Source organism: Rugamonas rivuli, from assembly GCF_009380165.1.
Lineage (GTDB): Bacteria > Pseudomonadota > Gammaproteobacteria > Burkholderiales > Burkholderiaceae_D > Rugamonas > Rugamonas rivuli.
Map to the genome: position 1 here is coordinate 1 of NZ_WHUF01000016.1, position 12101 is coordinate 12101.

General features: G+C 66.8%; 12 protein-coding genes and 1 pseudogene. 8 read left to right on the top strand and 5 right to left on the bottom strand.

Features of this window, described 5'->3' with window-relative positions; translation table 11 throughout:
* The 3 genes from GEV01_RS30430 to GEV01_RS30440 form a co-directional block, all read right to left on the bottom strand.
* Window positions 1–321: anti-sigma factor family protein (locus tag GEV01_RS30430; protein ID WP_175023308.1), on the bottom strand; the 321-nt coding region annotated here is incomplete at its 3' end.
* Complete coding sequence (locus tag GEV01_RS30435) at window positions 318–821, bottom strand: RNA polymerase sigma factor (protein ID WP_328595673.1); 504 nt, start codon at window positions 819–821, stop codon at window positions 318–320. The genes GEV01_RS30435 and GEV01_RS30430, both read right to left, overlap by 4 nt.
* An 8-nt stretch (window positions 822–829) precedes the next feature.
* Complete coding sequence (locus tag GEV01_RS30440; protein WP_152810150.1) at window positions 830–1210, bottom strand: COG4315 family predicted lipoprotein; 381 nt, start codon at window positions 1208–1210, stop codon at window positions 830–832.
* 309 nt (window positions 1211–1519) lie between these two features.
* Here GEV01_RS30440 and GEV01_RS30445 point away from each other — a divergent pair, with 309 nt between their 5' ends.
* Together GEV01_RS30445 and GEV01_RS30450 are read left to right on the top strand one after the other, a co-directional pair.
* Window positions 1520–4372: a sensor domain-containing diguanylate cyclase gene (locus GEV01_RS30445; protein WP_152810152.1), complete on the top strand. Its 2853-nt coding sequence runs from the start codon at window positions 1520–1522 to the stop codon at window positions 4370–4372.
* A gap of 161 nt (window positions 4373–4533) precedes the next feature.
* Window positions 4534–5154 carry a hypothetical protein gene (locus tag GEV01_RS30450; RefSeq protein ID WP_235914649.1) on the top strand — a complete coding sequence of 207 codons (621 nt, stop codon included), beginning with the start codon at window positions 4534–4536 and terminating at the stop codon, window positions 5152–5154.
* An 8-nt stretch (window positions 5155–5162) separates the two neighbouring features.
* Here the strand turns inward: GEV01_RS30450 and GEV01_RS30455 are convergent, their stop codons facing one another.
* Complete coding sequence (locus GEV01_RS30455) at window positions 5163–5621, bottom strand: OsmC family protein (protein ID WP_152810155.1); 459 nt, start codon at window positions 5619–5621, stop codon at window positions 5163–5165.
* Between the two features lie 82 nt (window positions 5622–5703).
* Here GEV01_RS30455 and GEV01_RS30460 point away from each other — a divergent pair, with 82 nt between their 5' ends.
* The 5 genes from GEV01_RS30460 (at window position 5704) to GEV01_RS30480 (ending at window position 10903) form a co-directional block, all read left to right on the top strand.
* Window positions 5704–6261, top strand: coding sequence for a DNA-3-methyladenine glycosylase I (locus GEV01_RS30460; RefSeq protein ID WP_008444628.1), 558 nt, complete (start codon window positions 5704–5706; stop codon window positions 6259–6261).
* Entirely contained in the window at window positions 6261–7955 is a 1695-nt protein-coding gene (gene mnmC, locus GEV01_RS30465) for an FAD-dependent 5-carboxymethylaminomethyl-2-thiouridine(34) oxidoreductase MnmC (protein ID WP_152810167.1), read from the top strand. The genes GEV01_RS30460 and mnmC overlap by 1 nt, the downstream gene beginning before the upstream one ends.
* Before the next feature lie 155 nt (window positions 7956–8110).
* A complete protein-coding gene (locus GEV01_RS30470) occupies window positions 8111–8839 on the top strand; it encodes a sensor histidine kinase (RefSeq protein WP_152810157.1) in 729 nt (242 codons plus the stop codon).
* Window positions 8836–10554, top strand: coding sequence for a tetratricopeptide repeat-containing response regulator (locus GEV01_RS30475; RefSeq protein ID WP_152810159.1), 1719 nt, complete (start codon window positions 8836–8838; stop codon window positions 10552–10554). The genes GEV01_RS30470 and GEV01_RS30475 overlap by 4 nt, the downstream gene beginning before the upstream one ends.
* Before the next feature lie 133 nt (window positions 10555–10687).
* The gene (locus GEV01_RS30480; RefSeq protein ID WP_070273304.1) at window positions 10688–10903 is read left to right on the top strand and encodes a hypothetical protein; all 216 of its coding nucleotides are present in this window, start codon (window positions 10688–10690) and stop codon (window positions 10901–10903) included.
* Between the two features lie 22 nt (window positions 10904–10925).
* Here GEV01_RS30480 and GEV01_RS30485 read toward each other — a convergent pair whose 3' ends face one another.
* Window positions 10926–11657 carry a PhaM family polyhydroxyalkanoate granule multifunctional regulatory protein gene (locus GEV01_RS30485; RefSeq protein WP_235914650.1) on the bottom strand — a complete coding sequence of 244 codons (732 nt, stop codon included), beginning with the start codon at window positions 11655–11657 and terminating at the stop codon, window positions 10926–10928.
* Window positions 11658–11788: 131 nt separating this feature from the next.
* On the opposite strand from GEV01_RS30485, the pseudogene GEV01_RS30490 reads away from it, so the two are divergent.
* Window positions 11789–12101 (top strand): annotated as a pseudogene (locus tag GEV01_RS30490) (DUF3108 domain-containing protein); the annotation flags it as partial.

The window sequence follows — 12101 nt, forward strand, 5'->3', positions numbered from 1 at the left end:
GCCGGCGCCGCCGGCCAGCGTCAGCGCCAGCATGGCGGCCGCGCGCAGCATCGGCGGCCAGGCGGGACGCCGAACCGGGCCCGGCGCCGATGCCGGCGTCGTTGGCGCAGTTGCCGATGCGGCCATGGCCGGCGGCACCGGCCGGGCCAGCAGCGGATCGAACAGCGCGTGCAGCGCCGCGTTCTGGCTGCGGTAGGCTTGCAGCCGATCCATGTCGGCCGGGTGCTGCGCCAGATGGGCGTCGACCGCGCCGCGCCGTTCGGGCGGCAGGCGGCCGTCGACCCAGGCTTGCAGTTCGGCTTCGGTAACGGGGGTATTCATTTGACCACCTTGAGCGGGGCGGGCACCGGCTGGCCCAGCATGATCAGGCGCAGCCGCTCCCTGGCGCGGGACAGGCGCGACATCACCGTGCCCAGCGGAATATCGAGGGCGGCCGCCACGTCTTCGTAGCGCATGTCTTCCAGCGCCACCAGCAGCAGCACTTCGCGCTGCTCGGCCGGCAGTTGTTGCAGTGCGCGGTCCAGGTCGCGCAGGGCCAGGCCGCCGGCGGTGGTGTCGGCGCCGGCCAGCGGCAGCGCGTCGTCGAGCGGCTCGGTGGCCAGCGCCGGACGGCGCAGCTGGTCCACGTGCAGATTGTGCATGATGCCGAACAGCCAGGCGCGCATGTCGCTGCCGCGCCGCCAGCTCGACAGCCGGTCCCAGCCGCGTTCGACGGTGTCCTGCACCAGGTCGTCGGCGTCGGCGCGGCCGCCCAGCAGCGCCCGCGCGTAGCGGCGCAGGCGCGGGATGCAGGCGACCAGGCTGTCGTGCGCGTCTTGCACGGAGGCGCTTAGTTCTTGACCACGTGCCAGATGTCCTTGAAGTTGTCGCCGTTGCGATCGCCCGGCTTGCTGTCCTTCTTGAACAGGTAGAGCGGCTTGCCCTGGTAGGCCAGCTGCTTGGCGCCGTCCTCGCGGGTGATCACCGAGTACGGCGCGGCCACGCTGGCCGATGGCGCGACGGCCGGCCAGTTGTCGCTGCACGGGCCGTTGCAGGCGCTGGTGCCGCTGCCGGCGGTGTCCTTGTCGAAGGTGTAGACGGTCATGCCGGCGGCATTGACCAGGATGCCGTCTTTTTTCATGACGTCGTCGGCGCGGGCGGCGCCGCCCGGCAGCAGGGTGGCGCTCAGGCAGGAAATCAGGCAGAAAGTCAGGCGGGTTGCGGTGTTCATGGCGTTGCTCCTTTACGGGTGGGGGATACACTGGGTATACGCAAGGCTGGGCCGGATTATTCCGCCGTCCGGCAAATAATTTTCAACATCTTACGCCCGCTGCGGCGCGCACGCGTATTTCCTTACGTTAAATAAATTTCCATGCAGAACTAAAAACGCTTTGATTTCAGGGACTTAGCAAGGGCTGGCGGAGCGCCCTCCAAACTGTGGAATAATGCTGAAACAGCGCATACATGCGCTAAGGCAATGGCGCCTGCCGCTTCGACCGGAAGCGGGTAGCACACAGTAAAGGGAAGTTATTTGGTGAACATGTTTGCGCTCGATGAAGAGCTGGCGCGCTGGCAGGCGGAGTTGTCTGAAGCGCAAGGCTGGTCGCGCCTGCCGCTGCTGATGGCGCTTGCCTGGCACCTGCGCCAGCGCGAACCGCTGCGTGCGCAATCCCTGTCCGCCGACATCGCCGCGCTGCTGGACCAGCTGCCCCCATCCGAGGCCGCCGTGCAGCGCGCCCGCCTGCTGCTGATCGCCGCCGAGGCACAATGGCTCAGCGGTGAACTCGATCATGCCGAATATCAGGCCGGACTGGCCTTGCAACAGCTGGAACTGGCGGCCGATCTGCCGGCCGAGGCCAGCCTGGTGCACGCCGACGCCTGCTGGGTGCTGGCCTGGATCGCCAACGACCGCGGCGCCAGCAGCACCGGCGACCACTGGCTGGCGCAGGCCGCGCAGGCCGCCCGCGCCGGCGGCGACCCGGTGCGCGTCGACGTGATCGACGCCGCCTCCGGCATCTGCCACACCTTCAGCGACTGGAAAGCCGCGCAGCAGCGCTGGAGCAGCCGCTTCAGCGCCGACCTGGGCGGCGTGGCGCCGATCGCGGCCGGCTGGATCAGCGACTTCTTCGGCACCTGCGCCTTCCAGCGCAGCGACTACGGCCGCGCCATCGGCCACCTGATGCTCAGCTACGAAACCGCGCTGGCCACCGGGCAGATACGCCGCGCCATCATCGTCGCCACCAACATCGGCAACGGCTTCACCAGCCTGAACGCGCACGAAGCGGCGCTGGACTGGATGCAGCGCGGCCTCGACCTCGCGCGCCCGACCGGCTGGCCGCTGAGCATCGGCATGTGCCTGATGCAGACGGCGGAAACCCTGCGCCAGCTGGGCCAGCGCGAAGCGGCGCAAACGCTGCTGCGCGAAGCATTGAACACGCTGGCGCCGCTGTCCGGATCGCGCGCCTACGCGGTGGCGCTGGAATACCAGGGCGACCTGGCGCTGGACCTGGGCAACCACGCGGCGGCGCTGGACAGCTTTACCCGCCTGGCCTCGCGCGGCGATGCGCTGGGACAGACCGATTTCCAGAGCAGCGCGCGGCGCGGCCAGGCGCACGCGCTGTCGCACCTGGCGCGGCCCGAGGATGCGCTGGCCGCGGCACAGGGTGCGCTGGCGCTGGCGCGCGAACATGCCGACGCCTCCAGCTGCATCGCCGCGCTCAATGTGCTGGCCGATATCCACGCCCGCCACCGGCTGCCGGCGCCGGCCGAGATGCAGGCCGCCAATCCGGTGCTGCACTACCTGCAGCTGGCGCTGGAAACCGCCGCCACCATCGAAGGCTACACCGTGCCCGGCGCGCTGCTCGACGCCACCGCGCGCGAGTACGCGGCCATCGGCGACCACGCGCGCGCGTATGCGATCGCGCTGCAGGCCAGCGCCGCGCGCGACCAGACGCACAGCCAGCAAGCCACCAACCGCGCCATCGCGATGCAGGTGCAGTACCAGACCGAGCGCGCACAGACCGAGGGCGAACATCACCGCCAGCTGGCAGCCGCCGAAGCGCAGCGCGCCGAGGTGCTGCAACAGACCAGCGCCACGCTGGAACACCTGAGCGCCATCGGCCAGGAGATCACCGCCCATCTGGATGCGGCGGCGGTGTTCCGCGCGCTGGACCGTCACGTGCACGGCCTGCTCGACGCCACGCACTTCTCGGTGTTCCTGCTGGAGCCGGGCGAGGAATGGCTGGCCTGCGCCTTCGGCGTCGAAGCGGGCAGTCCGCTGCCGGCGGTGCGCGTGCCGCTGTCGGACCCGAACGCCAACTCGGCGCGCTGCATGCGCGAACGGCGCGAGATCATGATCGAACTGGGCGAAGCCGATGTCACGCCCAACCTGATCCCCGGCACGCTGCCGACTTTGAGCCTGCTGTTTGCGCCGCTGCGCGTGGGCGAGCGCGTGCTGGGCGTGATGACGGTGCAGTCGCTGCTGGCGCGCGCGTACGGCGAGCGCGAACGGCTGATCTTCCGCACGTTGTGCGCTTACGGCGCCATCGCGCTCGATAACGCCAGCGCCTACCGCCAGGTGGCGGCGACGCTGAAGACGCTGAGCGCGACGCAGGAGCAGCTGCTGGAAAAAAATCTGGAACTGGAACGAGCCTACAAGGCGCTGGAAGAAGTCAGTCTGACCGACCAGCTGACCGGCCTGCGCAACCGCCGCTTCTTCCTGCAGAACGTCGATGCAGATGTCGCCATGAGCCTGCGCGGCTACGACACCGGCCAGCACCGCCAGCTGACCGAGTGCGACCTGCTGGCGCCCAACGATCTGGTGTTCTTCATGGTCGATCTGGATCACTTCAAGGAAGTCAACGACCGTTACGGCCACGCGGCCGGCGATTCGATCCTGGTGCAGATGCAGGAGCGCCTGCGCGAAGTATTCCGCGAATCGGATTATGTGATCCGCTGGGGCGGCGAGGAGTTCCTGGTGCTGGCGCGCGCCACGCACCGCGACGAGGCGCGGGTGGTGGCCGAGCGCATGCGCCGCGCCGTGGCCGACCGCGATTTCGTGCTGCCGGACGGCGTGCTGCTGTCGAAGACTTGTTCGATCGGTTTTGCCTGTTTCCCCTTCATCCCGGAGCAACCGCGTTTGCTGTCATGGTCGCAGGTGGTGGAGCTGGCGGACCAGGGCCTGTATATTGCCAAGCGCTCCGGCCGCAATGCGTGGGCGGCTGTGTACAGCACGGCGGCCACGCAGCCGGACGGCATCTTCCCGCGCCTGATGCAGCAGCTGGATCAAGCGGTGGCGGATGGCGAAGTACGCCTGGTCAGCAACCTGACCGGGCCGCTGGTGCTGGGCGGCGAGCGCCGCCGCGTCGGCCTGTCCAGCGACCTCGAAACCTGACGCCTCCGGGGGGAGTATATGCATGGGGTAGGGCATCCCGCTCCTTGTGGAAAAAGCCCGATTTTTACCCCTGCTTTCCCCTATTTTTTCATCGATTGAACTATCTCCGCGACTCCCGGTCTAACTTGGGTAAAGCAGAAGAAAATAGGGGAGAAAATAGGATGAATACCACAATGACCGTGCAGCTGCCTACCGACACCCTGCTCAAGCTGATCGAAAAGTTGCGCCGCCGTGGCGGCTCGCAGGATATTTCGGAGGCAATGACGCACGCTCTCGAATGCTGGCTGGAAGCCACGGCAAGATTCGCCCCCGGCGCGGACCCCGAGGGCCTGCATGGCTATCAATGGAAATCGCTGTTCCTACCCGAAGGCACGATCTTGAAATCGTGGAGCTACGGCGAAAACAACTACGCGCGCGTTGAAGGCGACAAGATCATCCACAACGGCCGCGTCGTCTCGCCGAACCAGTTCGCACAATCGTTCGCACGCTCGACGCGCAACGCGTGGCAGGATTTATTCATCCGCCGCCCGGGCGACAAGACCTTCAAAATCGCGTGCAGGCTGCGCGATGAACTAATCGCAGCCTCGAAGACGCCAGCGCCAACGCTTGCCACTACGGCGATGAAGAGCCCTGCTGCAGGCCTGCCGTTATCCGCTGCATCAGCGCCCGCGCTACCCGCACCGTCTGCCAGCGCGCCACCGCGCAGCACTGATCCCGCACCCGGCTGGGATTTGCCGGAGCGCAGAAAATTCCGCTATCGGCTGGAAGACGTCGCCTACTAGTTCAGCAATTACGGGGCCTCAACCACCACGTCGCAGTTGAGCGTATTGGCGATGTAGCACTTGTCGTGCGCTTCGTGGTGGATGGCTTCCAGTTCCTCGGCGCCCGGCGGCGCGGTGCCGGCGAAAGCGATCACCGGTCGCAGCGCGATGCGCGTCATCGCCATTTTTCCCGCAGCGTTCTTGCCCAACTCGCCGACGGCGTGATCGCGATAGCTGTCGACCGTGTGACCGCGTTTGGCGGCGATCGACAGGAAGAACAGCATATGGCAGCTGGATGCCGCAGCCACCAGCGCCTCCTCAGGATCGACGGCTGCGGCGTCCGACATCGGCAGCGGCACCGACAGCGGCGATGAAGAAGCCGGCACCGTGGCGCCGCCGTCGAAACTCCATGCGTGGGCGCGGCTGTAGCGCTGTCCCAGAAAATCCTGCCCGTTGCGCGTCCATTCAATCTTTGCTTCGAATTGCATGCGATGCTCCGTCGATGAGAGGGGCCTATATGATACCCCGCTGCTTGCTATACTACCGGCTTCTCCCTCATCCCTCCGAGCCATGACCAAGACGCGCTGCAGCTGGGCCAATCCCGCCAATCCTCTCTACCTCGAATATCACGACAAGGAATGGGGCGTGCCTTGCCACGACGAGCGCCGTTTGTTCGAGATGCTCAACCTGGAAGGCGCGCAAGCAGGCCTGAGCTGGGAGACGATACTCAACAAGCGCGAGAACTACCGCGCCGCCTTCGATCAATGGGACGCGGAGAAGATCGCCGCCTACGATGCCGACAAGGTGGCGTCGCTGCTGGCCGATGCTGGCATCGTGCGCAACCGCCTGAAGGTGGCGGCGGCGATCACCAACGCGCAGGCCTATCTGCGCTTGCGCGCCAGCGGCAGCACGCTGGATCAGTGGCTGTGGGCTTACGTCGGCGGCAAGCCGCTGGTTGCGGGCAAGGGACCGCGTCCGGCCAAGACGGAGCTGTCGGACCGTATCTCCAAGGATCTGGCCAAGCTGGGATTCAAGTTCGTCGGCTCGACCATCATCTACGCCTACATGCAAGGCATCGGCATGGTCAACGACCACGCGCCGGACTGCTTCTGCCGGGCGCGCAAGTGATGATGCGGCAGGTGGTGCTCGACACGGACTTCGGCCACGGCGAGCGGTTCATGGATGCGTGGCGCGCACTGCCGCCGCAAGGCGTTCTGCATTATCTGGCAGTGACGCCGCAGGTGCCGCCGGCCGACACGGTCGCCGATGCGCAGCTGCGCGCCTTGTGGCCGTTGAATGTGCCGGGCTTCCACCGCATCCTGCTCGACGATGGCCGCGTCACGCTGGACCTGCTGGTGGGCGCACTGGATGCGGTGCTGCCGCAGATCGTCGCACGAATCGACGCATTCCATGTCGCCGCCTCGTTCCCTGCGCCGCTGGCACGCGGCCTGGCCAAGCTGGCGGTGCTGGGCGCGACGCTGCACGTACATGCGCCGGATGATGCGCCGGACGAAGCGCTGGTATGGGCGCTGACCGCCGCAGGTTTCGCCTGCCAGGCTGTCGAAGGCACGCATGACGTCAGCGCGGTCTACCAAAGCCGCAAGCCGCAACCGGAAGCGCCGCCCGCGCCTGTGCGCCGAGCAATCGTGATCGGCGCCGGCCTGGCCGGCTCCTCGGCCAGCCATCGCCTGTGCGCCAACGGCTGGCAGGTGACGCTGATCGAACGCCATGCCTCGCCTGCGCAGGAAGCGTCCGGCAATTTGGCCGGCATCTTCATGCCGTTGCTGTCCAAGGACGACAACATCCCCACACGCCTGAGCCGCGCCGCCTACACCTTCGCGCTGCGCGAGTGGCGCCGGCTTGGCGGCGTTGGGCAGGCGTTCGACGGCGCAAGCTGCGGCGTGCTGCAACTGGCGCGCGATGCCGATCATGCGAAGGTGCAGCAGGACGTGGTGGCGGCCTGGGATTATCCGCAGCAGTACGTGCGCTGGCTGGAAGCCGATGCCGCCAGCGAAATGCTGGGCGGCCCCACGCCGCACGGCGGCTGGCTGTTCGAGCAGGGCGGGTGGGCGCGTCCGGCGTCGCTGTGCGAGGCCATGCTCGACGCCTGCGGCGAGAGATTGCGGCGCGTGTTCGCCGCCGAAGCGCTGGACTTGCAGCGCGTGGACGATGAATGGCAAGTGCGCGGCCCCGATGGCGCCTTGATCGCGCAAGCGCCGACGGTGGTGCTGGCCAACGGCACCGGCGCCGTCAACATCGCACAGGCGGCGGAGCTGCCGCTTTCCCGGCTGCGCGGCCAGGTCACGCACCTGCCGGTGTCCGGGCACGCGCCATCGCCGCCGCTGCTGCCGCTGGTCGTCTGCCGCGAAGCCTACGTCACGCCGCCGTCCCAAGGCATGGTCTGCGCCGGCGCCACCTACGACAACGACGACGATCCGCAACTGCGCGCCGACAGCCAGCTGGAAAACCTGACCCGCCTCGCCGAGATCGTGCCGGGCGACGACGTCGCCGCGCTGGCCGCCACCGCGCCGCTGGCGGGCCGTGTGGGCTTCCGCTGCGCCGCGCCGGACCGCCTGCCGCTGGCGGGCGCGCTGCCCGACTATCCATCCGCCGGCCGCCTCGAACGCCTGCGCGACGTGCCGCGCCATCCCGGCCTGCATGGCCTGCTGGGTTACGCCTCGCGTGGCCTGATCTGGGCGCCGCTGATGGCCGAGTTGCTGGTCTCCCAGCTGGAAAACACCCCGCCGCCGCTGGAGGCGATGCTGGTCGACGCGCTCGATCCCGGCCGCTTTCTGCTCAAACAGCGGCGCCGCAGCCAATAGCGCGCCCCGCCGCAGCACCGCCCGCCGTTGCGTTCGCGCAAACGCGGTGCGGCTGCGTGCCAGACCAGCGTTGGCGCTGCCATATTCAACAGGATATAATGCGCCACTGACAACAATCCCAATCGCGCCAGGCGCCGTCCATGGAGAACCGAACGATGGATGAAGAAGATGCGCAGCACCACCAGAGTTCGCCGGAGCTGTTCATGTTCCTGGCGTCGACCGTGCATGACATGAAGAATTCGATCGGCGTCCTCAATGGCACGCTGGAGAATCTGCTGGCCGCTGCTTCGCCGGAGCAGCCCAAGCATGCCGACTACGCCCCGCTGGCGCAAATGCTGTACCAGACCAAACGCCTCAACGACAACCTGATCCAGCTGCTGGCCCTGTACAAGGACGTCGGCAAACCCGGCTACCCCTTCGACCCCGCCGCCTGCCGCGTCAGCGAATTGGTCGAGCAGGTGGCAGGGCAGGCGCGCACGCTGCTGCACTCGCGCGGCATCGCGCTCGATCTCGACTTCCCGCAGGACGCCATCTGGACGCTGGATGAAGACCTGATCATCGGTGTGCTGGTCCACGCCATCAACAACGCCATCCGCTACACGCGCGACCGCCTGCGCCTGGCGATACGCATCGACGGCGACTACCTCGAACTGCGCGTCGAAGACAACGGCGACGGCTTCCCGCCGGCCATGCTGGAGGCGGGCGCCAGCGCCATGGACGGCCGGCGCAGCGGCGTCAACTTCCTCAACAACAGCAGCGGCCTCGGTCTCTACTTCTCCAGCGAAGTGGCGAAGATGCACAAGCACCGCCAGCGCGGCGGCAGCATCGCGCTGGAGAACGGCGGCGTGTTGGGCGGCGGCTGCTTCATACTGCGCCTGCCATGAGCGGCGTCGAAGCAATCGCCTCCGCGGCGGCCGGCGATGTCGACTGGGCCGAGAAGCACTACCTGCTGGTCGACGATTTCGTCGGCATCCGCCAGCTGCTGCGCGAATCGCTGCGCAACCTCGGCGCCAAGCATATCGACCAGGCGGCCAGCGGCGGCGAGGCCATGGTGCTGCTGTCGAAGACCCGCTACGACGTGGTGCTGTGCGATTACAACCTCGGCGACGGCAAGAACGGCCAGCAGGTGCTGGAGGAAGCGCGCATCCGCAACCTGATGCTGCCCAGCAGCGTGTGGCTGATGGTCTCCGCCGAGAAAAGCGTGGAGTCGGTGATGGGCGCGGCCGAGCACCAGCCGGACGCCTACATCATCAAGCCGATCACTGAAGGCGTGCTGCTGACGCGCCTGAACCGCGTGTGGAACAAGAAGCAGATCTTCCGCGAAATCGACCAGGCCTTTGCCGACAAGGACTACCTGCGCGCGGCCCGCCTGTGCGACGAGCAGATCGCCCACAACCCGCTGCACGAGATCGACCTGCAGCGCATGAAGGCCACGCTGATGCTCAAGAGCGGCGAGCCGGAACTGGCGCGCAAGGTGTACGAGCATGTGCTGGAAGAGCGCGACTACAACTGGGCGCGCTGCGGCCTGGCCAAGATCCTGATGAACAACGGCGAACTCGAAACGGCGCTGACGATGTTCCAGGCGGTGATCACCGACAACCGCTTCTACATCGACGCCTTCGACCAGCTGGCCAAGACCTTCCAGTTGCAGGGCAAGACCGAGGAAGCCTTCGGCGTGCTGGAAAAGGCCGCCAAGCTGTCGCCGAACTCGGTGCCGCGCCAGCGTGCGCTGGGCCAGACCGCGCTCAAGCTGGGCAACATCCCGGTGGCGGAGAAGGCCTTCCGCAAATGCATAGAGATCGGCGAGTACTCGGTGATGAAGACGGTCGACGCCTTCTTCGGCCTGGCGCGCGTGTGCGCGCAAAAGAACGACACCAAGGAAGCCATACGCCTGTTGAACGCGGCGGTCCACCAGTTCGGCGGCGACCAGGTCGAGCTGCGCGCCAAGATCACCGAGGGCCTGGTCTATCACGAGACCGGCGACTACCGGCGCGCGCGCAAATCCGGCGACGAGCTGGAGGCGATGCTGGCCGACGAAACCAAGCAGCGGCCGGACACCGAGACCTGCCTGGACATGGCGACGCTGCTGTTCGCGGTCGGCGTCAAGGAGGCGCCGGTGGGCCTGCTGTGCTACGTCACCCGCAACAACCACGACAACGTGCCGCTGCTGGAGGACGTGCAGAAGATCTTCGACAAGGCGCGCATGACCGACGAAGGCATGGAGCTGATCAAGGCTTCGCGCAAGGAAGCGGCGGACATGATGAACAAGGGCGTGCTGCTGTGGAAGACCGGTAAGCTGATCGAGGCGGTCGAGTGGATGCGGGTGGCGCGCAAGGCGCTGCCGCACAATATGCGCATCCTGTTCAATTCAGCGCAGATCCTGATCTCGCAATTGCAGCAGACCGGCTATGTGCGTGAGCTGGCGGAAGAGGCGATCGCGGTGCTGATGCATGTCGACGCCATCGCGCCGGGACAGCAGCGCTTCGCCCAGCTGATGGAGCAGCTGGCGATGCTGGCGCCGATGTCGGGCGTGGTGGCCGCTGCCGCCGCCACCGAGTACGAGGCGGCCAACGGCGCCGTCCACGATCCGCGCGAGTGACGGATCAGCGCAACAGCGGGGCCGGTGACGGCCTTGTTTCCGGGACGGCAAATGATTACACTGAATTTCGGCGCGGCCCCGGCTGCGCCTTGATTCGCTGTCAATATTGAGGGCAAATAAAGGGCACTAAAATATGCGCGATATCGCAAAAGAAGTTTATACAAAAATGAAAGTCGGCAGCGTGGCGTGGATACGCCCGGTCGCTGCCAAGGGAGACACGCTGGATAGTTTTCAGTCCGCACACGACAGCGCCAGACAGCTCGAAGAAGAGGGCTTGATCGATATCGAGAAAGTGCAGCGTCAGGCCGACGGCCTGATTGACGCCATCCGCATCCAGCGGCTGGCGTAGCAATCGTAGTGGCTCGCGACGGCTAGTTGACGGCCGGCTTGGCCTTGGCGGGAGCGGCGCGTTTTTTAGCGGGTGCTTTCTTCGGGGCCGCGGCCGGCGTGGCTGCCGGCGCTGGCGCAGGTTTGGCCTTGGCGGCCGGCGGCGTGGCGGCTGCCGCGAACTTGGCCGCCGTATCGCTGGCGCGCGCGGCGGCGCTGGCCATCATCGATTCGGACGCCATCGCCGTCGACACGGCCTGTTTGAACTGATCCTGCAGCATATTCCACCAGACCGCCGGATTGGCCATTTGCGCAGCTGCCGTATCGGCGGCCGGCTTGGCCGATGCCGCCGCATCCGGCTTGGCCGCAGCCGCTGCTGCCGGAGCGGCTGCCGGCGCAGGTGCCGGCGTCGCGGCCTTGTCCTTGTCCGCTTCGCGCGCGTGGTGGAAGAAGGCCGACGCGTACGGGTTGGCGTCGAAGATGGATTTGTGATCGCTGCTGTGCGGCTGGTTGACCGCGGCCGCCAGGCTGGCGCCGACCGACTTGAGCGTGGCGATGGTCCCGCGCTGCACTTCCAGCGCCTGGATGCTACCGCGCAGCATGCTCATATTGAGGTTCAGCCAGGTCTCGACGGCTTTCAGGTCGTTGATCTTCTTGTCCAGCTCTTCCACCGACAGCGTGGGCGCCGTCAGCCCGGGCACGCTCATGCTGCCCCACAGGCTCTTGACGAAATCCAGCGTATCCGTCATCACTGCTGCACCTGGTATGTTTGGCATTTGTGTGTGGGCCATGGAAGTCTCCTATAGGAATATCGACCAGCGTAGCAGATAAAGGCGCGTGCTTCAAAAGATTTTGACAACATTGCGCAGTGGGCGCGGACTCGGGCCGAACACGTTAAACTAGCGCCATGAGCTTAAGCACCCATCTATTCCAACGCCGCCGCCTGCTGCTATTGTGCGCGGCCACGCTGGCGCTGCATTACCTGGCGATCGATTGGGTGGGCGGCCGGCTCGCGGCGCAGACGCATCGTCCCTCGCCGCTGCCGCCGTCGTTGATGACCGCCCAGCTGCGGCTGGCGCTGCCCAAGCATGTGGACACGCCGCCTGCGGCAGAGCTGCAGCCTTTGCCGGCAGCGGCCAAGCCCGCGCCCAAGCCCCGGCCCAAGCCGGCGCCGCAGCCTGCCGCCGAGCCGGCGCCGCCAGCGGCAGAGCCGCCCGCCG